21 protein-coding genes and 1 tRNA gene are annotated in these 22,148 nt (G+C 68.4%); 4 read left to right on the forward strand and 18 right to left on the reverse strand.

The annotated features are described in order from the left end of the window. A partial coding sequence (locus tag A5780_RS16315) for an MspA family porin (RefSeq protein WP_197521767.1) occupies window positions 1-335 on the forward strand: 335 nt, incomplete at its 5' end. A gap of 62 nt (window positions 336-397) precedes the next feature. Here the strand turns inward: A5780_RS16315 and A5780_RS16320 are convergent. The 3 genes from A5780_RS16320 to A5780_RS16330 form a co-directional block, all read right to left on the reverse strand. Continuing rightward, a complete protein-coding gene (locus tag A5780_RS16320) occupies window positions 398-586 on the reverse strand; it encodes a DUF2795 domain-containing protein (RefSeq protein WP_030512889.1) in 189 nt (62 codons plus the stop codon). Between the two features lie 267 nt (window positions 587-853). Further along, the gene (locus tag A5780_RS16325) at window positions 854-2,065 is read right to left on the reverse strand and encodes a glycosyltransferase (protein WP_064902723.1); all 1,212 of its coding nucleotides are present in this window, start codon (window positions 2,063-2,065) and stop codon (window positions 854-856) included. 606 nt (window positions 2,066-2,671) lie between these two features. Continuing rightward, complete coding sequence (locus A5780_RS16330) at window positions 2,672-4,741, reverse strand: catalase (RefSeq protein WP_064908862.1); 2,070 nt, start codon at window positions 4,739-4,741, stop codon at window positions 2,672-2,674. A gap of 420 nt (window positions 4,742-5,161) precedes the next feature. Here A5780_RS16330 and A5780_RS16335 point away from each other — a divergent pair, with 420 nt between their 5' ends. Then, window positions 5,162-5,818, forward strand: coding sequence for a hypothetical protein (locus A5780_RS16335; RefSeq protein WP_146102305.1), 657 nt, complete (start codon window positions 5,162-5,164; stop codon window positions 5,816-5,818). On the opposite strand, the gene A5780_RS16340 is transcribed toward A5780_RS16335, so the two are convergent. Further along, window positions 5,797-6,267: a PaaI family thioesterase gene (locus A5780_RS16340; RefSeq protein ID WP_063014639.1), complete on the reverse strand. Its 471-nt coding sequence runs from the start codon at window positions 6,265-6,267 to the stop codon at window positions 5,797-5,799. The two genes, A5780_RS16335 and A5780_RS16340, sit on opposite strands and share 22 nt — an antisense overlap. Before the next feature lie 170 nt (window positions 6,268-6,437). Then, window positions 6,438-6,510, reverse strand: a tRNA-Asn gene (locus tag A5780_RS16345). 295 nt (window positions 6,511-6,805) lie between these two features. Between A5780_RS16345 and A5780_RS16350 the strand changes: the two genes are divergently transcribed. Beyond that, window positions 6,806-7,051: a hypothetical protein gene (locus A5780_RS16350; protein ID WP_036499775.1), complete on the forward strand. Its 246-nt coding sequence runs from the start codon at window positions 6,806-6,808 to the stop codon at window positions 7,049-7,051. 64 nt (window positions 7,052-7,115) lie between these two features. Here the strand turns inward: A5780_RS16350 and A5780_RS16355 are convergent, their stop codons facing one another. The 6 genes from A5780_RS16355 to A5780_RS16375 all read right to left on the reverse strand — a co-directional run bounded on the left by A5780_RS16355 (window position 7,116) and on the right by A5780_RS16375 (window position 12,985). After that, a complete protein-coding gene (locus tag A5780_RS16355; RefSeq protein WP_064908864.1) occupies window positions 7,116-7,946 on the reverse strand; it encodes an alpha/beta fold hydrolase in 831 nt (276 codons plus the stop codon). 14 nt (window positions 7,947-7,960) lie between these two features. Further along, window positions 7,961-9,871, reverse strand: coding sequence for a DNA primase (gene dnaG, locus A5780_RS16360; RefSeq protein WP_063014637.1), 1,911 nt, complete (start codon window positions 9,869-9,871; stop codon window positions 7,961-7,963). Window positions 9,872-10,034: 163 nt separating this feature from the next. Next, window positions 10,035-10,334: a transposase gene (locus tag A5780_RS42540; protein WP_255407249.1), complete on the reverse strand. Its 300-nt coding sequence runs from the start codon at window positions 10,332-10,334 to the stop codon at window positions 10,035-10,037. Continuing rightward, complete coding sequence (locus A5780_RS16365; protein WP_255407250.1) at window positions 10,232-11,494, reverse strand: deoxyguanosinetriphosphate triphosphohydrolase; 1,263 nt, start codon at window positions 11,492-11,494, stop codon at window positions 10,232-10,234. Before A5780_RS16365 ends, A5780_RS42540 begins: the two co-directional genes overlap by 103 nt. Window positions 11,495-11,518: 24 nt before the next feature. Further along, a complete protein-coding gene (locus A5780_RS16370; protein WP_030512880.1) occupies window positions 11,519-12,211 on the reverse strand; it encodes a YdcF family protein in 693 nt (230 codons plus the stop codon). 78 nt (window positions 12,212-12,289) lie between these two features. After that, complete coding sequence (locus A5780_RS16375; protein WP_030512879.1) at window positions 12,290-12,985, reverse strand: MBL fold metallo-hydrolase; 696 nt, start codon at window positions 12,983-12,985, stop codon at window positions 12,290-12,292. A gap of 64 nt (window positions 12,986-13,049) precedes the next feature. On the opposite strand from A5780_RS16375, the gene A5780_RS16380 reads away from it, so the two are divergent. Continuing rightward, window positions 13,050-15,047 (forward strand): TPM domain-containing protein, encoded by a 1,998-nt coding sequence (locus A5780_RS16380; protein ID WP_064908865.1) that lies wholly within the window; start codon window positions 13,050-13,052, stop codon window positions 15,045-15,047. Window positions 15,048-15,057: 10 nt separating this feature from the next. Here A5780_RS16380 and A5780_RS16385 read toward each other — a convergent pair whose 3' ends face one another. The 7 genes from A5780_RS16385 to A5780_RS16415 all read right to left on the reverse strand — a co-directional run bounded on the left by A5780_RS16385 (window position 15,058) and on the right by A5780_RS16415 (window position 21,824). Next, on the reverse strand, window positions 15,058-15,516 hold the full coding sequence (locus tag A5780_RS16385; protein WP_064908866.1) for a VOC family protein: 459 nt from the start codon (window positions 15,514-15,516) through the stop codon (window positions 15,058-15,060). 35 nt (window positions 15,517-15,551) lie between these two features. Continuing rightward, the gene (locus A5780_RS16390) at window positions 15,552-16,157 is read right to left on the reverse strand and encodes a response regulator transcription factor (protein ID WP_064902715.1); all 606 of its coding nucleotides are present in this window, start codon (window positions 16,155-16,157) and stop codon (window positions 15,552-15,554) included. A gap of 57 nt (window positions 16,158-16,214) precedes the next feature. Then, window positions 16,215-17,441 (reverse strand): sensor histidine kinase, encoded by a 1,227-nt coding sequence (locus A5780_RS16395; protein ID WP_156769518.1) that lies wholly within the window; start codon window positions 17,439-17,441, stop codon window positions 16,215-16,217. An 85-nt stretch (window positions 17,442-17,526) separates the two neighbouring features. Beyond that, window positions 17,527-18,309, reverse strand: a complete 783-nt coding sequence (locus A5780_RS16400) for an ABC transporter permease (RefSeq protein WP_064908868.1) — start codon at window positions 18,307-18,309, stop codon at window positions 17,527-17,529. A gap of 1 nt (window position 18,310) precedes the next feature. Beyond that, on the reverse strand, window positions 18,311-19,246 hold the full coding sequence (locus A5780_RS16405) for an ABC transporter ATP-binding protein (protein ID WP_063014625.1): 936 nt from the start codon (window positions 19,244-19,246) through the stop codon (window positions 18,311-18,313). Between the two features lie 68 nt (window positions 19,247-19,314). Continuing rightward, window positions 19,315-20,235 carry an NADP-dependent oxidoreductase gene (locus A5780_RS16410; RefSeq protein WP_064908870.1) on the reverse strand — a complete coding sequence of 307 codons (921 nt, stop codon included), beginning with the start codon at window positions 20,233-20,235 and terminating at the stop codon, window positions 19,315-19,317. A gap of 197 nt (window positions 20,236-20,432) precedes the next feature. Further along, window positions 20,433-21,824: a glycine--tRNA ligase gene (locus A5780_RS16415; protein ID WP_063014623.1), complete on the reverse strand. Its 1,392-nt coding sequence runs from the start codon at window positions 21,822-21,824 to the stop codon at window positions 20,433-20,435. Between the last annotated feature and the right edge of the window lie 324 nt (window positions 21,825-22,148).

A 22,148-nucleotide genomic window follows, 5' to 3' on the forward strand; every position in this document is an offset into this window, starting at 1 on the left:
CCACCCCCACCCCCCCGACCACGTCCGGCAGCGCGACCCTGCCCGGAGTCTCGCCGCCCGGTTTCGACCTCGGGCCGAGCGTCGGCGGCTCCCTGGGCCTGTCCGAGAATCTGGACGCGAACATCGGTCCCGGTCAGGTCACCACCGCCACCACCGCGACGGCCACCCTGGACAACACGACCACGTTCCCCTACCACATCGCCTTCAACAACGCCGCGTTGAACGTCTCCCAATGCGCGTCCCCGGTTGCGGCCGTCCCGTTCGTCTCCACCACGGTGTCGACGGCGACGGGTCTGGTCCAAACCACCGCGTACGGCGATCAATTCACGTTCTGACACGCACTGCCCTCGATACAGCCTGGGCCGCCCGCAGTGCGGGCGGCCCAGGTGCATTCAGGTCAGGACATGGCCTCGCTCACCGCGTTCGGTCCGTCGAACATACGGTCGGGCATGCTCTCGAGCGCGTCGACGATCTCCGCGCCGGCGCCGTTGTTCCGCGCCGCGCGCACGATATCGCGGCGGTCACACGGATAGTCCACGCCGGAGAGATACTTCTGCACCTGAATGGGATTCACCTTCTGGCTCATCGTTTCTCCTCTCTCGGTACTGTCCGTTCGGGAATGGAACGACGGGGCGATACCACCGGAATCGGGGCCGAAACATCGCAGTTGCCGAATCGCTGCCGCGATGACCTGACCGGTCCCGATCTGCAGCAGTCCGGAGTCTGGTTCGGTGGCGTGCGGATCGCCGATATGCCCCGCCCCCGTCGCCGCGACCAGTCCGGACGCACCACCGGTGATGACGACATTGCCGAGCGGGCATGTCGGTTGATTCTCCGCGAGCGCCTCCTGATGTCAGCGAGCGGACGACGCGATGGCGCCCGCAGCGGCCGTGGCGGCGGTCCGCCGATAGGCCGCCGAGGTATCCCTGGAGATCCGATCCCACGAATAACGTCCGCGGGCTCGTTGCAGACCCGCCTCGCCCATCACCCGGCGCGCCTGCCGGGTGTCGAGCAAGCCCGACAGGACCTCGGCCAGAACGGCGGGGTCCCTCGAGGGGACCAAGTGTCCGGTCACCCCATCGAGAACGGTGTCGAGCATTCCGCCGACCGCGGTGGCGACCACGGGCTTCGCGCACGACATCGCTTCGAGGGGAACGATGCCGAACGGCTCGTACCACGGCGTGCACACCACGGCGTCGGCCGAGCGCAACAGCATCGGCATCTCCGCCCGCAGTACCGGCCCGCGCAGCCGGACTCGTTGCGACACACCGTATTCCGCGGCCACGGCCCGCAATCGCGCTTGCTCGGCTTCGTCCTCGGCGCTCGCCGAACCGCCGGCGATGACCAGTTCGGTATCGGGGACCTCCGACAGTGCCGCGATCGCGGTGTCGAACCCCTTGCGCCGCACCATGCGGCCGACCGAGACGATCCGCCGCGGCAGCTCGGGTTCCTCGGCGGGGCCGTCGGGAGTGAACAGCGACAGGTCGACACCGCAGGGCACCACCGATGTGCGCTCGCGCGGCACACCCATCCTGCCCAGCTCGCGGACCTCGTCGGAACAGGTCGCGACGATATGGGTCGCTCCCGCCGCCACCCGGCGCTCGGATTGGACACGGGAGCGTGGGCTGGTGTCGGCCAGCCCTTGAAAGCGCCGCTTCACGGTGCCCAGCGCGTGGAAGGTCAGAACGACCGGAACGGCGAGGTCGCATGCGGCGCGTTCGGCGGCGATCCCCGACATCCAGAAATGCGCGTGCACGACGTCAGGCCGATCGGCACTCCACTGGGCGCGCAGGAAGGCGGCGAACTCGCCGAGGAACGGCAGAATATCGTCTTTCGAGATGTGCTCCGGCGGACCGGCCGGAACGTGGATCACGCGATATCCCGCCCCCACCAGCACTTCGGGGGGAATGTCGGGGTCGTCTCGGCGGGTGTATACCCGCACATCGTGCCCCAACCGGGCCAGTCCCGCAGCGAGCTCGGACACGTGCACGTTCTGCCCGCCCGCGTCCACACCACCCAGGGGAGCCAACGGGCTCGCGTGCTCGGACACCATCGCAATCTTCACGCTTCCTCCGATCCGCGTCGCCGCCGGTGGATCTCGCGCTCTCGAACTGCGCCATAGCCGGCGGAAACCGTGCCATGGATGTTGGGACTCGCTGCGCCCGGCTCGATCGTCGACTTCTGAACCGGTTCGTGGTCGTCATGCCCTCGCAGCGGCGATGCAAACGGTCCGGAGCAGAACCATCGGGCAACCGGGCGGGCGGCGGATGTGACAGTCCAGCCGCACGGCGGCGGCTCCCGGCCGAATCCCCCTGTGCGCCATTAAATCCGTGGGTAAGCATCGGTTCGCGCGCCGCGGGCTCGTCGGCACTGGACCGCAACTCGCCCGGCCGCGCGCAGGTAGCCGGCCGTGTACAGGTATGTTGTCTTCACTCCGCAGCGGCGCGGCGAATTGCGCAGGTGGGCGCCGTGCTCGTCGGCTCCGGCAAGCGGGACCAGCCACGCTTCGACGCCCAGGGCCGCGGTAGCGGCCGCCCCGCCCGGCAGGTGACTCGGCGTGTGCACGTCGACGACGGGGGCGGCACCTCTCGGCACAGTCGCTCCGAGCGCACCCACACCAGACGTCGGGGACCGCGTCCCGAGGACGACGGCCGCGGCGCGCTCGTCATCGTCAGCCCTCGAACCGGGCCCAGTACCGGACTTCCCGGCACCGGCCCAGGAAGTCGGCCACCGATGCGCCCGCCGCGAGATCCATGACGCCGGCATCGAGTTCGCCGGTCAGTCCCGCGGCCGCGAACAGCGCGCCGGCATTGCGGTGGGCGATGAATTTGCCGTGTGCGTAAGCGTCGCTGACGAAATCGCGCGCCGGCGGCACGGTGGCGAGTTCGGCGGCTCCGGCCTCGGACGCGAGAATCACGACCGCGTCGTAGAGCACCGAGGGTCCGCCGTCGATCTTCTGGTCCGCTTCGACAGTTTTGCCGTCCTCGGTAGTGACACCGCCGACCTTCAGCGCGACGATCTCCAGGATCGCCTTCTCCGCCTGCACCGCCTCACGCACCTCGGCCAATGCCTCGGCATCGACCCCGTCGGTGACCAGCACGCCGATCTTGCGCCCCGCGATGCTGTCCGGGCCGTTGCGCACGATACTCAGCGCGGGCGAGGGCGCCAGATCGGTGATCGGCTCGCGGGCACAGCGAGCCGGTTCCGGAAGCTCCGCGAGGCCGAGCCCGTCGGCGACCGCCGTGGCCAGATCCTCGTGAACGTTGCGCAGCGCGGCGACGACCCGGGCACGGATCTCGACCCGATCGCATTTGCTCAGCTCGAAGACGAACGCCTCGACGATGTGCCGCTGCTCGATACTCGTCTGGCTCACATAGAACTGACGAGCCTGGCTGTAATGGTCGGCGAAGCTTTCCGCGCGGAGCCGGCGTTTGGGACCGGATACAGTCTCGGGAACCGTCGTGAAGCCCCGTTCGGGATCCTCGCGCGGGCCCTTGATCTCGTCGGGCCACGAATTGGGCTCGTAATTGGCCCGGCCCTTCGGATTGACCATAGCCATGTGGCCGTCCTGCTGGAACGTCGCGAACGGGCACTTCGGCGCGTTCACCGGCAGATGGGTGAAGTTGGGGCCGCCGAGCCGCTTCAGTTGGGTGTCGAGATACGAGAAGTTGCGGCCCTGCAGCAGTGGGTCGTTCGTGAAATCGATGCCCGGGATGATGTTCTGCGTGCAGAACGCCACCTGCTCGGTTTCGGCGAAGAAATTGTCGACGACCCGGTTCAGCACCAGCTTGCCGACCGGGCGCACCGGCACTTCCTCCTCCGGGATGATCTTCGTCGGATCGAGGATGTCGAAGGCGAAGCGATCGGCGAAGTCGTCGTCGAACAGCTGCATGCCCAATTCCCATTCCGGATAGTCACCGGACTGAATGGCATCCCAGAGATCGCGGCGGTGGAAATCGGGATCGGCGCCGTTGATCTTCAGCGCCTCGTTCCACACCACCGACTGCATGCCCTGCTTCGGCTTCCAATGGAATTTGACGAACGTGGAGCGGCCCTCGGCGTTCACCAGCCGGAAGGTGTGGACACCGAATCCCTCCATGAACCGGAACGAGCGCGGAATCGCTCGGTCGGACATGATCCACAGCAGCATGTGGGTCGATTCGGGAGTGAGCGAGACGAAGTCCCAGAAATTGTCGTGGGCCGTCTGAGCCTGCGGAAAGCCACGATCGGGCTCCTGTTTGGCGGCGTGGACCATATCCGGGAACTTGATGGGGTCCTGAATGAAGAAGACCGGGATATTGTTCCCGACCAGATCCCAATTGCCCTCGCGCGTATAGAGTTTCACCGCGAAACCACGGACGTCGCGAGCCAGATCGAACGAACCCTTGTTACCGGCCACCGTGGAGAATCGGACGAATGCCTCGGTCCGGCGACCGGCCTCCTGGAACGGATCGGCCCGGGTCAGATCGGACAGCGAATCGTAGTTCTCGAAATAGCCGTGCACGCCGAAACCGCGGGCATGAACCACCCGCTCCGGAATCCGCTCGTGGTCGAAGTGGAAGATCTTCTCGCGGAAGTGGAAGTCCTCCAGCAGCGCGGGCCCGCGCTCCCCCGCCCGCAATGTGTTCTGATCGTCTCCGACAACCACACCCTGCTGGGTGGTCAGCCGCACGTCCTCACCGGTTGCCTCCTGGTGAGTTTCGCCGCCGTTGCCCGGCCGACCTGCCACATCGTCCGTCATCTCCCGACCTCCTGCCGCTGTACGCCGAACCGCTCGGTCACCGAGCCGATACCCGCCCGGTCCGGAGACAAACGTTCGCTCGGCTACCGAAAGGGCCGTGCGGCGAACTTCGACGAGCAGACCCTCCGGCCCGCGACGGCGAGCGAAAGTCGTTGCAGTCCTTGATATCCCGATCGCTCAACGAACGGCACAGCTTGGGCCGGTCCCGAGCAGGACAGCTGCGGGCGGCCTCGGCGTTCGATCCCGGTCTTCGGACGCGTTTTCCCTCCCCGTCACGCGCACTACCCGAGCCGATCGCGACTATTCCTCGGCAAGTGACCGAAGACCCTATCGACGGCCGGCATCCTGTCCGTAGAAAAGGCTGCAGCGACATCGCAGGCGGTAGGGAGGAGTGACGCCGAGGGCGCCATGGCCGAGCAGATGAAGAGATCGATCATCGCAACCGCGCTGTTGGCCGGAGCCGTCGTCCTGGCGGCGCCGGCGGTGGCTCCCGCCGATTCGCCCGCCCGGGCGGTGGGGCCCGGCACCTCGCTCGGCCTCTGCACGATCACCGCGGCCGGACACGACGCAGCGGGCAACGCGGTGGCGCTCACCGCCGGTCACTGCATGTTCAGCCCCGGGCAGAGCGTCGTCGCCCCCGCCATCGGCAGGATCGGGCACTACGCCAGCTGGACATCGAAATGGGCGCTGCTGCAATCGGATTCCACCAGCGACTGGGCCGTCATCGCACTGCGCCCCGGCATCGACATCTCGACCGTGGCCCCGAACGGCGCCGTGATCGATCACGTCGGTGCGGTCCCGGCCCCCGGCAGCCGCCTCGACAAATACGGCAGCACCACCCGCTCCACCAGCGGCCAGGTCGATTCGGTCACCGACAATGTGATCCACACCTCCGTCCCGGGCCTCAACGGCGACAGCGGCTCCCCCGCCTACCAGGGCACGGGTCTGGTGGGCATCGACTCGCAGATCAACCCCACGACACCGGCCGGCCCGTTCTGGTTCTCCGGCATCGATGGTGTGCTGGCCGAGATCAACTCCCGTCCGGGGATCGTCGGCTACGGCTTCCGGATCGGCTGATCCGATGCGCCACTCAGACAGATCAACGTCTGCTGGCCGGTCGCGATCAGTGTGCGCCGATCGTCGCGGACCCCGAACACCTCCAGCCTGCACACGGTCAGCGTGCGCCCCGATTTGAGGACGACACCGACCGCCTCGAGGTGATCCCCCTCGGCCGGGGCGAGCAGATTGATCTTGTACTCCACTGTCAGCACCGAGGAGTCGTCGGGGAACAGCGTGTATGCCGCATATCCGCCGGCGCTGTCCGCGATGGCACTGGTGGCGCCGGCATGCACATACCCGTGCTGCTGCGTCACCTCGGGCCGGTGCGGCAGTTCGATGTGCACCCGACCCGGACCGATATGGGCGAGCCGGGCGCCCAGATGACGCATCAGCCCCTGCCGCTCGAAACTCTCCCGGATGCGCGCCTGCACAGCGGGACTCGCCTGCTCGTATGCCGCCTCGTCCATCGATCTCCTCGTGAGCCCGTTCCCGGCGCACATCGTATCCCCGCGCCCTGCGACCGCCCGGCGGTGAGGATCCCGAATCGGACGGCCGGCGTTCGCCCAGGCCAGGGCTCTCAGAACGAGAACAGCCCCTGGTCTGTGGTACGTTCCCACAGGCCAGGGGCTGTTTTCTGCTCCCCCATCTGGACTCGAACCAGAAACCTGCCGATTAACAGTCGGCTGCTCTGCCAATTGAGCTATAGGGGATTGCTCCGGTCAGCCCGTGCGGGCCGGCCGAGCACAAACTTTAGCTTATGTCCGGTCCGCTCCCCAAATCGGCCCGGGAGCTGGGGAAATGCGGAACGCAGCGGCGTGTCGGGGGCGGGCGGCACGGCCCCGACCGCGGTCTCCAACCAAAGTGTGCCGGTGGGGAATTCGAGAGCCCGGCGGTAAGGATCGGAAATTGTCGGTGGGGTCTGGCAAGGTGGTGCCGGATCGACAGTCCGACTCGATGTCGGGCAGGATGTACGGCGCGGACAGCTACTGGGAGGAGCCCGAAAGAATGCTGCGGTTGATCATCGGCGTCGCAGCCGGTTATGTGCTGGGGGCCAAGGCGGGGCGGGCTCGCTACGAGCAGATCAGCAAGACCACCCGTGCTGTCGCCGCCAGCCCGGTCACCCGCAAGCTGGTTCAGGCCAGCCGCCAGAAGCTGTCGGACCGCCTCAATACCCAGCCGCGGCTCGAACCCATGGAGCCGATCGACGAGCGCACCACCGTCCTCGTCCCCCAGGACCAACTCCGCCGCTGAGCCACGATCCCGGTGACACGCTGCCCGACGTTTCCACCGGGCAGCGTGTCACCGGATCGCCCAACTACCGGCCGAGCCGATTTTTCCCGGGCTCCGCTTCGGCCGGCGAGCCCGCGCGTACCGCCGCGGCGATGTGGCGGGCGAGCAGATGCGGCGCCTGCGCGTGCGCCAGATGCCCCTGCCCCGATAGCCGGTCGATGCGGGCCTGCGGTAGTGCGCCGGCGATGCGGTCGAATACGGTGCCGTAGGGTGCGGCGTTCGCGTTGAGTTCGCCCAGCAGCAGGGTGACAGGGACGCTCAGGGCTCGATACCGCCGCAGGTCCACCCGGTAGGCCTCGATTGCCGCGAGTTCCGTCGGCAGCGGCGCCGCCAGCGGGCGCAGCACCGCCCACGCCGGCGATTCCCGCAGGGCGGCAACATATTCCGTAGAGAAGCCCGATACATCGGTGTTGACCAGCCGGACGGCCGCATCCAGATCACCGCGGTCGACGGCGACGCGCAGCGCGGGGATCGCGGCGGGGGCGAAGGGCGCCGATACCGGTTCGTAGGCGATCACCGACCGCAGATCCGACCGCTCACAGGCCGCCTCCAGGGCGATCAGTCCGCCGTAGCTCCATCCGAACAGCTGCACCGCCGCGCCGAGGGCGTCGAGGATGTGGTGCAAGTCGTCGATCTCGGTCCGTACGGAGTAGTCGGCTCCCAGCGGGCCGCTCGGCACCCGTCCGCGGCGATTGATCGTCACCACCGGATTGGACAGTCCGAGCCGCTCCACGACGGGCCGCCAGGTGGCGGCATCGGCCATGACCCCCGGAACGATCACCAGCGGCGGGCCGTCACCGTCGACGATCTCGGCGGTCAGTTCGGTCCCCGAGCGATGGAAAGAGATCGATCTCATTCCGATTGGAACGATCAGGCCACGTTGAAATCATCCGAGTTGCCCATGGCCTGGGTGAGCAGGCTCTTGCGGTACTGCTCGAGGGCGACCAGATCGCCGAACAGGGCCATGTAGTCGTCCGGCTGTTCGGTCGACGAGACCCGCTGCAGTTTCGACTTGAGCGCGGCGACCTGACGCCCGACCCACGCCTCCTGCACCCGCGCCAGCACGCCGGAGATGAACCGGGGGATGTCGTCCATCGATTTGACCGGGAGCGGCTCGGCGGCCAGTTCGGAGACCAGTGCGCGCAGCATCAGATCGTCGGTGTGGTCGGCGACGCGCGAAACCCATTCCGCGCCACCGAGTCCCGCTGCCGTGCCACCGGCGGCGGCGAGGGCGGCGCGCACGGCGGTGTAAGCGGGGTGGGTGAACGCTTCGGGCTCGAGGCTGTCGAAGATCGGTCCCGCGGTCGCCGGATACTGCAGGGCGGCGGCGAGTACTTGCCGCTGCGGCAGCAGCACCGGATCACCCGGATTCGGGCGGGCGGCGGCCGACTCCGCGACCGCTGTCTCGGCGGCCGCTTCGCGGCCGGGCACGCCCTTCACCGGCTTACCGCGGCGGGCGTGGTCACCGACCCGTCGCACCACCAGCTGGATGTCGTCCCAGCCGACCCACCCGGCCAGTTTCGTGGCGTACGCCTTGCGCAGCGCGTTGTCCTTGATCTGCGCCACCACGGGCACCGCGCGCCGCAGCGCCTCCACCTGCCCCTCGGGGGTGTCGAGGTTGTGGTCGGCGAGCAGGCCGCGAATCACGAACTCGTACAACGGGACCCGCCGGGCCACCAGGTCGCGGACCGCACCGTCGCCGGAACGCTGACGCAATTCACACGGGTCCTGCCCGTCGGGGGCGACCGCGATATAGGTCTGCCCGGCCAGTTTCTGGTCACCGGAAAAGGCCTTCAGCGCCGCTGCCTGGCCGGCGGCATCACCGTCGAAGGTGTAGATGATCTCACCGCGCCAGAAATTGTCGTCCATCAGCAACCGGCGCAGCATCGACAGGTGCTCGTCGCCGAAGGCGGTGCCACAGGAGGCGACCGCGGTCGTCACACCCGCCAGATGCATGGCCATCACATCGGTGTAGCCCTCGACGACCACCGCCTGGTGGCTCTTGGCGATCTCCCGCTTGGCGTGGTCGAGCCCGAACAGCACCTGAGACTTCTTGTACAACACCGTTTCCGGCGTATTGATGTACTTGGCGGTCATCTGGTCGTCGTCGAACAGGCGCCGGGCGCCGAATCCGATGACGTCGCCGCTCAGATTCCGGATCGGCCACAGCAGCCGACGGTGGAACCGGTCGATCGGGCCGTGCCGGCCGGGCTTGGACAGCCCCGCCGCCTCCAGCTCCTTGATGTCGAAACCCTTGCGCAGCAGGTATTTCGTCAGCGTGTCCCAACCGGCCGGGGCGTAACCGCAGCCGAAATGCCGCGCGGCGTTGGCATCGAAATTGCGGTCGGTGAGATACTTGCGAGCCACCTCCGCGCCCGGTTCGCGCAGTTGCGCCTGATAGAACTCGTGCGCGGCCGCATTGGCGGCGACCAGCCGGGAACGGGTGCCGCGGTCGCGCTGCACCGAGGTTCCGCCGCCCTCGTAATTGATCTTGTAGCCGATCCGGTCGGCCAGCTGCTCGACCGCCTCGACGAATCCGACATGGTCGATCTTCTGCAGAAACGCGAACACGTCACCGCTCTCGCCACACCCGAAGCAGTGGAAGTGGCTGTGGTTCGGCCGCACGTGGAACGACGGCGACTTCTCGTCGTGGAAGGGGCACAAGCCCTTCAGCGAGTCCGCACCGGCCCGCTTGAGCGACACATACTCACCGACGACATCCTCGATGCGTACGCGTTCACGTATTGCCGCGATATCGCGATCCGGAAGTCGACCTGCCACGGCATCCGAGTCTAAAGCGTGTCGAACGACCATGGTTGATCGGTCGGCACCGCCCTTCTCGGGCGTCGTCGGTCCCCACCGCGGCAAACGGCGTGAACGTCGGTTCCCACGTCTCTCGGGAAGGTTTCACCGGCACTCGACGGTGCTGGTCAGAGCCTTCCCGTCAGCGGGCGTTGATGACCCGGCCTCCTGCTTGGGGGTCCGGGGTTTCATGCTGGGCGGCCGCCCAGCATGCGAGATTTATCGCGGCATTGAGGTCTCGATCGAGCCGGTAGCCACATCCGCAGGTAAAGACGCGGTCAGCCAGCGTCAGTTCTGCGTTGCGCCTCCCAAAGTCAGGGCCCACGCCGACGACCGGGGTCAGTGGGCCGCGATCCGTTCCAGCCTGCTCTCGGTGTAGGAGGCGATCTGGTCGACGATCACGCGCACGCGGGCGGTGTCGTCGGTGGCCGCCTCCCACCACGGCAGCAGGATCGGGTCGAGGCCCTGGGGGGCGCCGGCCAGCAGGCGGTCGGCTACGAATCGGATGCGCTCGCGCTGTTCGGCCTGGCGTTTGTGATGTTCGGGGTCCGACATCACGTACCGCAGGGCGACCGTTTTCAACAGCGCGACCTCCGCGGCCACCACGGCCGGCACCTCGAGGTCGGCGGCGTAGCGGCACAGCGACTGCCCGGTCCATGCGGCACGGGTCGCCTCGACCGCCGCGGTCGCGAACCGGCCGACCAGATCGCTGGTCAGCCGCTTGAGCGCGACCGAGGCGCGCAGGGTGCCGTCGTAGCCGGCGGCCTCGGCGATCACCTGCAGCTGCGAGAGCCGCTGACCGGCCGCGATCAGATCGTCGGCGGACAGGTCGCGGTGCTGGCGCTGGCCCAGTTCGGCGAGGGCGGCCTGTTCGGCCGGATCGGCGAGCGCCCGCAGATCGATCCGGCCCGCGATGACCCCGTCCTCGACATCGTGCACCGAGTACGCCACATCATCGGACCAGTCCATGACCTGTGATTCCAGCGACTGCCGCCGCTCGGGCGCACCCTTGCGGACCCAGCTCAGCCGGTCCAGATCGGCGTCGTAGGCGCCGAACTTCGCACCGGAAGCCGTTCTGCCCCAGGGATATTTGACCGTGGCGTCGAGGGCGGCGCGGGTCAGGTTGAGGCCGTAACTCTCCCCCGCCGCATCGAAGACCTTCGGCTCCAATCTCGTCAGAATCCGCAGATTCTGGGCGTTGCCCTCGAACCCGCCGTAGGCCTCGGCGAATTCGTCGAGGGCGCGTTCGCCGTTGTGGCCGTACGGCGGATGGCCGATGTCGTGAGCCAGCCCGGCCAGATCGACCAGGTCCGCGTCACAGCCCAGCCCCTCGGCGATGCTGCGCCCGATCTGGGCGACCTCCAGCGAGTGGGTCAGCCGGGTGCGCGGTGTGTCGCCGTCGCGGGGACCCATCACCTGGGTTTTGTCGGCAAGTCGCCGCAACGCCGCCGAATGCAGCACCCGCGCCCGGTCCCGCGCGAAGTCGCTGCGCCGCGCCGGTGCGGGCGACCACCGCAACCCCGCCGTGGGCGAGGTCTCGGACACCATGCGCTCGTGATCGCTGTCGACATACGGGCATTCGGGCATCGCGTCGAAACTCATGGGAGATACCGCCTGGTACGTTTCTCACTGCTCCGCGGTGTATTTGAAATCCGCGGAGAAGTGAGTGAGCTGATACCACAGCAGCGCACCGGTTTCGCGGGCGATGCCGTGGAATTGGGACTCCCGGGTGTAGACCGCCGGGCCGGTGCGCGTCGGCGCGGTCCACGCGTCCAGACCGGCGTCGCGGGCCATGGTGCGGGTGCGCAGCGAATGCCACGGATCGCTGACCAGCACCGCCGAGGACAGGTCGCGAGCCCGCATCGCGGAGGCGACCGCCTCGATGCTCTGCAGCGTGTCCGATCCGGTCTCCACGGCCACTACCCGGTCGGCGGGCACGCCGCGATTCTTCAGGTAGTTCTTACCGGAGGCGGCCTCGGTGTAGTTGTCGCCCACCTGTTTGCCGCCGACCGTGATCACCAGCGGCGCAACACCTTTGGTGTACAGGTGATAGGCCTGGCCGAGCCGGGCCTCGAAAACCGAGGACGGGGTGCCGTCGTATTGCGCGGCGCCCAGCACCACGATCGCGTCGGCACGGCTGTAGTCGTCGATCCGAGCCACCTGCCAGACCCGGAAAGCGGTGCCGCCGACGAGCACGACCCCGATGAGGACGGTGCCGGCGATCACCCGGCGCACCCAGCGCGCGACCGCCGATCCGCGCGGACGGCGCGGCGCGACGGGCGTGCGGGTCGGGGCGGGATGGGTGAGGGCCGAGGGCATTCCCCGAGTGTGCCAGTGCTCGGTCACGCCACGATTGCGGAGCGCCGGATCCTCACCGCTGCCGGGCACCGGAACCGCTCACCAACCGCGTTGCCGCCACTGCGCGAGCTGCGGACGCTCGGCACCCAGGGTGGTGTCGTCGCCGTGGCCCGGGTAGACGACCGTATCGTCGCCGAAGCGGTCGAACACCTTGGTGGTGACGTCGCTGTAGAGGGAATCGAAATCCTCCGGGGAAGTGGTGCGCCCGACACCCCCGGGGAACAGGCAGTCGCCGGTGAACAGATGGGTGCGCCCGGAGCCGTCGGTGAGCGCCAGCGCGACCGAACCCGGGGTGTGTCCGCGCAGGTGGACGACCTCGAATTCCAGTTCACCGATCGAGACGGTGTCACCGTCGGCCAGCAGCCGGTCCGGCCGCACCGGAAGCGGTTCGGCATCCAGGGCGTGGGCGGCGGTCGGTACGCCGGTGTCGGCGACCACCGCGCTCAAGGCCTGCCAGTGGTCGAAATGCTGATGGGTGGTGACGATCAGCCGCAGCCGCCCGGGCACCTCCTGGTCCAGCAGGGCCTGGATGCGTTCGGATTCGTTGGCGGCGTCGATCAGCACCGCGTCACCGGTGGCGGTGTCCTGCACCAGATAGACGTTGTTGTCCATACCGCCGACCGACATCTTGACGATCCGGGCGCCCGGCACATCGCGCTGCTGCGGATTCGAACCCGGCGCGACGTGGCCCGTATAGGGGATATCCAGCGTGATCACCCTGCCGATGGTAATCATCGGTTCCGACACGGGTCGGCCGGATCAACGCCCGTTACGCCGTGTCGGCGGATACATTCGTGCTATGCCGCCGGACTCGCGTCTTCGCCGATCACAGCCGCCGACGCTGCTCGCGGTGCTGCTGTCGATCGTGTTCGGGTTCGTGCTCGGCTGCTGCGGCCCGGCCGTCGCCGACGAGCCGATGCGGCTCAACGAATACGTCACCGATTCCGCCCAGGTTCTCGACGGTCCGCAGCGCGACACCGTGCGCGCGTCGGTGGACGCGCTCTACACCGCGCACCGGGAGCGGCTGTGGGTGGTCTACGTCCGCGATTTCGGTGGCGTGGATCCGCAGACCTGGGGTCAGCGCACGGCGACCGCGTCCGGATTCGGCGAGCGCGATGTGCTGCTGTCGATCGCGACCAGCGACCGCTCCTATGCCTTCACCGGTGCGCTCCCGCCCTCGGTGAGCGATGCGGAACTGAATTCGCTGCTCACCGATCAGGTGGAGCCGCGGCTGCACAACGGCCAGTGGGCCGAGGCCGCGGTGGCCGCGGCCGACGGATTGTCCACTGCCATGGGCGATTCCGGTGGTGTCGGGATCTGGCCGCTGATCGTGATCACTTTGATCGTGCTGGGTGTGATCGGCCTGGTGCTGGGCTATTCGCAGTTGCGCCGGCGGGCACGGGGGCGCACCGAGGCCGACGCCGCCCAGGCGGTCGACCCGACCGACACCGCCGCGCTGGCCGGGCTCCGCCCGGATCTGCTCGAGGCTCGCTCGGCGCAGGTGCTGGTCGACACCGACAACGCGATCCGGGCCAGCGCCGAGGAACTGCGCCTGGCCACCGACGAATTCGGCACCACCGCGACCGCCCCGTTCGCCGCCGCGCTCGAGTCCGCGAAACAGGCGATGGCGCATGCCTTTTCGATTCGCCAGCGGCTCGACGACGAGATCCCGGAAACTCCTGATCAGCGCCGCGATCTGCTGGTCGAGCTGATCACCACCTGTGGGCGGGCCGATGCCGAACTCGACGACAAGGTGGCCGAATTCGACGCCATGCGCAATCTGCTGATCGACGCCCCGCAACGGCTGGACGCGCTGACTCGCGATGTGGTCGATCTCACCGTGCGCCTGCCGCGCTCGGAGGAGACGCTGCGGCGGCTGCTGGCCGCACAACCGGAATCGGTCACCGCGCCGGTGCGCGACAACGTGACGATGGCGCGGGAGCGAATCGGCTTCGCCGAGAACACGATCGAACAGGGCAGGCAGGCCGCGGCCGAGCCGGTCGGACGCCAGGGTGGGGTGGTCGCGGCGATTCGCGGCGCGGAGGCCGCGGTGACCGCCGCCCGTACCCTGCTCGACGCCGTGGACACCGCTGAGACCGATATCACCCAGGCGCGGGCCGGTCTGCCGGCGGCGATCGACGAACTGGGTCGCGACCTCGAGACCGCGCGGGGGCTGACCGAACATGGCGGCCCGGAATTGGCGGACGCGATGTCCGGCGCCCGCACCGCATGGGAGGCGGCCCGGACCACCGGGGACCGCGACCCGCTCGGCACGTTCCACCGCGCGGTCGCGGCCGATACCGCACTGGATCGCGCGGTCGCGGCGGCCGGTGAGCGCAAACTCGCCGCCGAACAACTGCGGCGCCGCCTGGACCAGGCCGTGATCGCCGCGCAGAGCCAGGTCCGGGCGGCCGCCGACTTCATCGACACGCGCCGTGGCGGTATCGACGCCGCGCCCCGCACGCGCCTGGCCGAGGCCCAGCGGAATCTGGATCGGGCGCAGCAGCTTTCGGCCACCGACCCGCAGGCGGCACTGGACAGTGCGCAACAGGCCGCCGATCTGGCCACCCGCGCACTGCACGCCGCCGAGGCCGATGTGCGGGAGTGGCAGGTGCACCGGCCGGTGTCGGGGACCTCGCAGGCCGGCGCCGTATTGGGCGGAATTCTGATCGACAGTCTGCTGCGCGGCGCGGGCAGCGGCTATCGCGGCCGTTCGATGGGCGGATCCAGCTGGGGCCCCGCCTCTTTCGGGGGATCCGACAGTTCCCGCCGGATCAGCCGGGGCGGGCGGTTCTGATCCGGTCGTCTCACCGTGCCGGTGGTACGGCGCCACCGGTGCGGGTCGCGAGCCACTGCTGGAGTTCGATCAGGTTGCCCTCGGGGTCGCGCAGGTAGGCGCAGCGGAGACGGCCGTCGTATTCGACCGGTTCGCCCGAGATTTCGGCGCCGCGCGCGGTGATCTCGGCGAGATAGGCGTCCAGATCGTCGACCCGCAGCGACACCATTGCCGCGTCGGCGGGCGGGACCGGCGCCACGTCGCTGCCCGACGGCGATCGCGGGCCGGCCTCGGACCGCAAGGTATCGCCCAGCGCCGCAGCCAGATTCGCGCGCTCGTGCAGAGCGAGCGTGCTACCCAGCTCGGGTTTGAAGGCCGCGTAGGGCGGGCGCGGGTCGTCGGTTTGCGGTGTGAGTCCGACAATGTCGCGATAGAACGTCACGCAGCGGTCGAATTCGGACACGATCAGGCGGATCTGCGTCAGGTGCACATCGGCGAATCTACGCCCGCGGCAACCTGGGCCGCTCACAACCAGCCGAGGCGTTCGGCGGCGCGGACGGCCTCGGCGCGGGTGCGGGTGCCGGTCTTGCCGATCGCGGCCGACAGATGGTTGCGAACGGTCCCCTCGGACAGATGCAGGCGGCCCGCGATGACCGCCGCCGTCGATCCGTCGGCCGCGGCGGCGAGCACCTCGCGCTCGCGTGCGGTGAGCGGTGAGGTTCCCGTGGTGAGGGTTTCGGTGGCCAGCGCCGGATCCACCACCCGCAGGCCCATGTGCACGCGCCGCACCGCATCCGCCAATTCCCGTGCGGGCGTGTCCTTGACGACGAATCCGCCGGCTCCTGCGTCGATGGCGCGGCGCAGATAGCCGGGCCGGCCGAACGTGGTCACCATCAGAATCCGGATATCCGGGAATTCCGCATGCAGACGCGCCGCGACCGAAATACCGTCCATTCCGGGCATTTCCACATCGAGAAGCACCACATCCGGTGTGGTGCGCCGCACCGCGTCGAGAACCTCGTCACCCCGGCCCACCTCGGCCACCACCTCGAGGTCGGACTCCAGCCCCAGCAGTGCCGCCAATGCGCCCCGCACCAGCGCTTGATCGTCGGCGAGCAGCAACCGGATCACCGCCGTCGCCCCCGCCGTGATTCACCGACCGACATCATCCATCGCACACCTGCGACCCTAATCCGGACGGCAGGCTCGCCGCCGCCCGACCGGCCGAACCTCGGCCGCGGTGGTGAAGTCCACGGCGATCACGGTTCCCCCGGAGGGAGGTGTGTCGACTGTGAACACACCGCCCGCGTCGCGCACCCGGTCGCGTAAGCCGCTCAGTCCCGAGCCGAAGACACTGCCGGACAGCCCTTTTCCGTCGTCGAAGATGTCGATCCGCGATTCGCTCACCCGCACCCGGCAGTGGCGGGCGCCGCTGTGGCGCACCACGTTCGTCACCGCCTCGCGCAGGACCCATCCGAAGATCACCGCGTATCGCTCGGGGAGTTCGGCCGGGTCCGGGAGCTCCGCCTCGATACCGGCGGCGCGCAGGGCCGTACGCGCGTTGACCAGTTCACTCGCGAGCGACACCTCGCGCAGGCCGCCCACCGTATCGCGCACCCCGGCCAGCGCCTCCCGGGCGAGTCGCTCCACATCGGCCATCTCCTGCCGGGCCCGGGACGGATCCGAATCGAGCAGCCGTTGCGCCAATTCGGTTTTGACGGTGATGACGGTCAGCGAGTGCCCCAGGATGTCGTGCACGTCGCGCGCCACCCGGTTGCGTTCCTGCACGATCGCGAGCTCGCCCTGCTGGCGGCGAGTCAGTTCCCGCAACTGGCCACGCCGCCGGCCGATTTCGCGACCGGTCCACATCACCACCGGAATGAAGGCGAAATACAGCGGGGCGCTGCCGTAATGCAGCGACAGGCCGATCAGCAGCGCGGCCGTACCCGCCACCACCGCACCGGATTTCGCGGTCGGAAGGACGAAGACGGCGGCGGCCGCGACGTAGATGGCGGTGCCCAGGCCGGTGACACCCAGCAGTACGGTCATCGCGGCGGCGAGCGATGCCAGCGCGCCCACCACGAGCCAGCGCGGCCACTCGTACGAGACCGGCAGCACCGCCTGTGCGTGTCCCTCGTCCCAGTCCGGTTGCCGGAACGGACCGAAGCACGAGGCCGTCAGCACCCAGAAGACCGCGAGGCATACCGCCGCCGCGACGGCCCGCATCCGATGCCCGTCCTGCCATTGCGAGATGATCGGCGCGATCAGATAGAGCAGCCAGATCAAAGCCAGCACCGCGCCGAAGAACAGGCGTCGATGCTGGATGGCGGTATGCGGGGCGGGTTCGCGGTCCATCCTGCGGGCGATCCGGTCCAGCGCTCCGGATATCGGCCGATCGACCGGAGGTACCCGCATCCGCACGCTCCGTCTCCTGCCCTGGCCGCCGCCGGATTCCGACGCTACCGCACCCTCCACCGAGGCGGACGGTGCGGCGCGGCGGTCAGCGAGCGGTGTCACGCCGGAACAGAACCGCGGCTCCCAGGGCGAATACCGACGCCCACACCGCGATATTCAGCACGGCCAGTGCGACGGAACCGGCACCGGTGTCGCCGAGCGGCAATCGGGCCAGGGTCGCGACGCCGTTGGTCGGGAAGACCTTCGACACCGTCTCGAACCAGCCGTGCAGCGGCATGAACAAGCCACCGGCGAACGACAGCAGCGCCAGGACCGGGCCGAGGATCTGCATCACATTCTCCGAGGGCAGCACATAGCCCATGAACAATCCGAAGGCCGCGAAGACCACCGAGGTCAGCCAGGCGATCAGGAAACAGCCCACCCAGGCCGCCGTGGTCAGATGCGCGCCGGTCACCGCGCCGGCGACGAAAACGACGACGACCGAACACAATCCGAGCACCATCGCGCCGGCCACTTTGGTGGCGACGTAGGCGGCCGGGCGCAGCGGCGTGAGTCGGAGCTGGCGTACCCAGCCGGCGGCGCGCTCCACCGCGACCATGGCGCCGCCGCTGGTGGTGGCCAGCATCGCCCCGTAGACGGCCATCGACACCATCACGTAGGCCGTGACATTCGCCGAGCCGTAGGTTTCGTTGCGGGAGGAGTTCTGGGCGCCGAAGATCACGAAGAACACCACGGGCATCACCAGCGCGAAGATGACGGTGCGGCGGTTGCGCAGCATACGGCGCAGTTCGAGCAGCAGGAATCCCCAGCTGAATCCGCCGGCGCCCGGGCGGGCGGCATGCGATGCGGGCACGATCGATGTAGTCATCTCAGTGGTCTCCGGTCAGTGCGAGGAAGGCGTCTTCGAGATTGCGGCCGGTGATTTCGATGTCGACGGCCGGTGTCCTGGTCAGCAGATAGCGGGCGACCGCGTCGGAGTCGTTGCCGTGCACCAGCACTCGATCACCGCGCTGTTCGACCCGGTCCACGCCGGCGAGGGCGAGCAGGCTCGCGGGATCGGCGTCGGGCAGCGTCGCCGAGACGGTGCGGCCGGAGGCCAGATTCTTCACCGACGCGGCACTGCCGTCGGCCACGACCCGCCCGCCCCGCACCAGCACGATCCGGTCGGCGTAGGCGTCGGCCTCGTCCAGGTAGTGGGTGGCGAAGACGACGGTGCGGCCGAGATCCGCGTCGGCGCGAATGGCGTTCCAAAAATCGCGGCGGCCCTCGACGTCCATACCGGTGGTCGGCTCGTCGAGGATCAGCAGATCCGGATCGGGCAGCAGCGCGAGCGCGAACCGCAGGCGCTGCTGCTGACCGCCGGAGCATTTGCCCACCATGCGGTCGGCGATGCCGTCGATTCCGGCACGGACGAGCACCTCCCGGGCGGGGCGCGGATTCCGATGCAGGGCCGCGACGACCCGCACCGTTTCGCCGACGGTGAGATCCGGGAGCAGACCACCCGACTGCAGAACGGCCGAAATCCGGCCCGCCGCAACCGCTTCCGCCGGCGTTGCGCCCAGAATGCGGGCGGTTCCGGCGTCGGGCCGCAGCAGGCCGAGCATCATGTCGATACTGGTGGACTTCCCGGCACCGTTGGGTCCCAGGAAGGCGACCACCTCACCCGCGGTGACGGTCAGATCGAGTCCGTCGACCGCGCGGACGGGCCCGGCGGAGCTGCGGAAGGTTTTGGTCAATCCGCGAAGCTCGATCACCGGTGCGGCGGCGACCCGTTCCGCCGAACCGGATGTCATTGCTGATGTCATGGTTCCACTGTCGCGGGGAACCCGGCGCCGTACCTGGCCCGAGCGTCACGACTGTGCCATGACAGATGTCATGGCACCAGGACGATCTTGCCCCGGGTGTGGCCGCGCTCGAGTTCGGCGAACGCCGCGCGCACCTCGCCGAGCGGATAGGTGGCGGCGATCGGAATCCGGACGGTCCCCGCGGCGGCCAGTTCGGCCAGCTGGGCGAGCACGTCGATGGTGTCGGCGGCCGCATTGCCCTCCGCCTTGACGCCGTACTTCTCCACGGCGGCGAAATCGATGATCGTATCGATGCGCTCGGGCTTCACGCCGAGATCGAGGGCGAGTTCGACGTAGCCGTTGCCGTGCGTATCGATGAAGGCGTCGATACCGCCCGGCGCCGCCTCCCGGATGCGCTCGGCGAGACCGTCACCGTATTCCACCGCGACCGCCCCCAGCTCGCGCAGATAGTCCTGGTTGTCCGGCCCGGCGATGGCGATCACCGTCACCTCGCGGGCCCGAAGCAGTTGCACCACAATGGATCCGACTCCACCGGCCGCGCCGGACACCGCGATGGTGTCGCCGGCCTCCGGGCTCACGGCCCGCACGGCGGCGAAGGCGGTGGTGCCCGCGACGTACAGCGATCCGGCCACCTCCCACGACAGGCCCACCGGCTTGGGGGTGACCTGCTGGGCCGGCACCACCACCCGGGTGGCGTGGCTGGACCGTTTGTCGCTGAATCCGAGCACCTCGTCGCCGACGGCGATCCCGCTCACCCCGTCGCCGAGCGCGACGATGCGCCCGGCGAAATCGGTGCCCTCCCCCTCGGGAAAAGTGGCCGGCCACAGCTCGTGCAGCGAGCCGTTGCGGATCTTGGCCTCGCCCGGATTGATGCCCGCGGCCACCACCTCGACCGCGACCTGGCCGGGTCCGGGCTGCGGATCCGGCACCTCACGAACCTCGAGCACATCGATATCGCCGTAACGATCGAACTTGACCGCCTGCGCCATGATCAGGACCTTTCGTCGCACCTGTGGGCCGGGCCCGGCCGGACCGCACTCGGCCCGCCGAATCCCGGATTCTCAGTGCCCGGAACGACTCGGACCACCGCGTTATTTCCGCCGCTCCCACTTTTGCGCGCGATCAGCCCCGATGACGCCCGGGTCTTCGGTTATGTCCGAATTCGGTATACCCGGGCGCGGTGAACTCAGGCGCCGAGCAGGCGCTGGGCCAGGTAACCCTCCACCTGGTCGAGCGCGATCCGCTCCTGTGTCATCGAGTCCCGCTCGCGCACGGTGACCGCCTGATCCTCGAGCGTGTCGAAGTCGACGGTGATGCAGAACGGGGTGCCGATCTCGTCCTGGCGGCGGTAGCGGCGGCCGATCGCACCGGCGTCGTCGAAGTCGACGTTCCAGTTCTTCCGCAGTTGCGCGGCAAGGTCTTTCGCCTTCGGCGACAGATCCGCGTTGCGCGACAACGGAAGTACGGCGGCCTTCACCGGCGCGAGCCGGCGATCCAGGCGCAGCACGGTCCGCTTCTCCATGACGCCCTTGGCATTCGGCGCCTCGTCCTCGGTGTAGGCGTCGATCAGGAAGGCCATCAGCGAGCGGGTCAGGCCGGCCGCCGGTTCGATCACGTACGGCGTGTAGCGCTCGTTGGTGTTCTGGTCGAAGTAGCTCAGATCGGTGCCGGAATGCTTGGAGTGGGTCGACAGGTCGAAGTCGGTGCGGTTGGCGACACCCTCGAGCTCACCCCATTCGCTGCCCTGGAAGTGGAAGCGGTACTCGATATCGACCGTGCGGGTCGAATAGTGCGAGAGCTTCTCCTTCGGGTGCTCGTAGAGCCGCAGATTCTCCGCGTCGATGCCGAGGTCGGTGTACCAGGCCAACCGGGTGTCGATCCAGTACTGGTGCCACTGCTCGTCCTCACCCGGCTTGACGAAGAATTCCATCTCCATCTGCTCGAATTCGCGGGTGCGGAAGATGAAGTTGCCGGGGGTGATCTCGTTGCGGAAGCTCTTGCCGATCTGCGCGATACCGAACGGCGGCTTCTTGCGCGCGGTGGTCATCACGTTCGCGAAATTCACGAAGATGCCCTGCGCGGTCTCCGGGCGCAGGTAGTGCAGGCCCTCCTCGGACTCGATCGGCCCGAGGTAGGTCTTGAGCATCATGTTGAAATCGCGCGGTTCGGTCCACTTGCCGACCGTGCCGCAGTCCGGGCAGCCGACCAGATCCATGGACACCGAGTCCGGATCGTCGATCTTGTGCTTCTCGGCGTACGCCTCCTGCAGATGGTCCTGCCGGTGCCGCTTGTGGCAGTTCAGGCATTCGACCAGCGGGTCGTTGAAGACGCTGACGTGTCCGGAGGCCACCCACACCGGCCGCGGCAGGATGATCGCGGAGTCCAGGCCGACCACATCGTCGCGGCTGGTGACCATGGCCCGCCACCACTGCTTCTTGATGTTCTCCTTGAGCTCCACGCCCAGCGGGCCGTAATCCCACGCCGACCGGGTCCCTCCGTAGATCTCGCCGCTGGGGTATACCAAGCCACGACGCTTGGCGAGGTTCGCGACGGTGTCGATCTTCGACTTGGGTGCCACGGTACGAGCTCTCCCTCTGGATGATGGGTGGAACGATTCGCCCCAGCCTAGCGACACCCCCGGGCGCACCGCGAAGCAGTATCGACGGCCCGCCTGCTTGACATGCGCACTTATGCATATCAATAATGGCATCGGTTTCCAATAAGGAGTTGGTTCGATGACCGCCGACAGCGGTGTCCCCGCGCGTCGAAGCCGCGTCGCCGTCGAGGCGCCCGCGCCGATCCCGCACGACCCGTATCCCTATCGCGCCCCGACAGCCGGTAACCTTCACCAGCGCAGTGCGCGCGGCTTGACTGCCTCGCTCGAGCTCATATGGTGGGTCCA

The sequence above is a fragment of the Nocardia sp. 852002-20019_SCH5090214 genome, assembly GCF_001665865.1.
GTDB classification, from domain to species: domain Bacteria; phylum Actinomycetota; class Actinomycetes; order Mycobacteriales; family Mycobacteriaceae; genus Nocardia; species Nocardia nova.

Excerpts from the sequence above, each read along its gene's own strand:
- A5780_RS16320 (WP_030512889.1), bottom strand. The coding sequence starts at position 586 with ATGAGCCAGAAGGTGAATCCCATTCAGGTGCAGAAGTATCTCTCCGGC.
- A5780_RS16330 (WP_064908862.1), bottom strand. The coding sequence starts at position 4,741 with ATGACGGACGATGTGGCAGGTCGGCCGGGCAACGGCGGCGAAACTCAC.
- A5780_RS16335 (WP_146102305.1), top strand. The coding sequence starts at position 5,162 with ATGAAGAGATCGATCATCGCAACCGCGCTGTTGGCCGGAGCCGTCGTC.
- A5780_RS16340 (WP_063014639.1), bottom strand. The coding sequence starts at position 6,267 with ATGGACGAGGCGGCATACGAGCAGGCGAGTCCCGCTGTGCAGGCGCGC.
- A5780_RS16350 (WP_036499775.1), top strand. The coding sequence starts at position 6,806 with ATGCTGCGGTTGATCATCGGCGTCGCAGCCGGTTATGTGCTGGGGGCC.
- A5780_RS16355 (WP_064908864.1), bottom strand. The coding sequence starts at position 7,946 with ATGAGATCGATCTCTTTCCATCGCTCGGGGACCGAACTGACCGCCGAG.
- A5780_RS16365 (WP_255407250.1), bottom strand. The coding sequence starts at position 11,494 with ATGAGTTTCGACGCGATGCCCGAATGCCCGTATGTCGACAGCGATCAC.
- A5780_RS16370 (WP_030512880.1), bottom strand. The coding sequence starts at position 12,211 with ATGCCCTCGGCCCTCACCCATCCCGCCCCGACCCGCACGCCCGTCGCG.
- A5780_RS16375 (WP_030512879.1), bottom strand. The coding sequence starts at position 12,985 with ATGATTACCATCGGCAGGGTGATCACGCTGGATATCCCCTATACGGGC.
- A5780_RS16380 (WP_064908865.1), top strand. The coding sequence starts at position 13,050 with ATGCCGCCGGACTCGCGTCTTCGCCGATCACAGCCGCCGACGCTGCTC.
- A5780_RS16395 (WP_156769518.1), bottom strand. The coding sequence starts at position 17,441 with ATGCGGGTACCTCCGGTCGATCGGCCGATATCCGGAGCGCTGGACCGG.
- A5780_RS16400 (WP_064908868.1), bottom strand. The coding sequence starts at position 18,309 with ATGACTACATCGATCGTGCCCGCATCGCATGCCGCCCGCCCGGGCGCC.
- A5780_RS16405 (WP_063014625.1), bottom strand. The coding sequence starts at position 19,246 with ATGACATCAGCAATGACATCCGGTTCGGCGGAACGGGTCGCCGCCGCA.
- A5780_RS16410 (WP_064908870.1), bottom strand. The coding sequence starts at position 20,235 with ATGGCGCAGGCGGTCAAGTTCGATCGTTACGGCGATATCGATGTGCTC.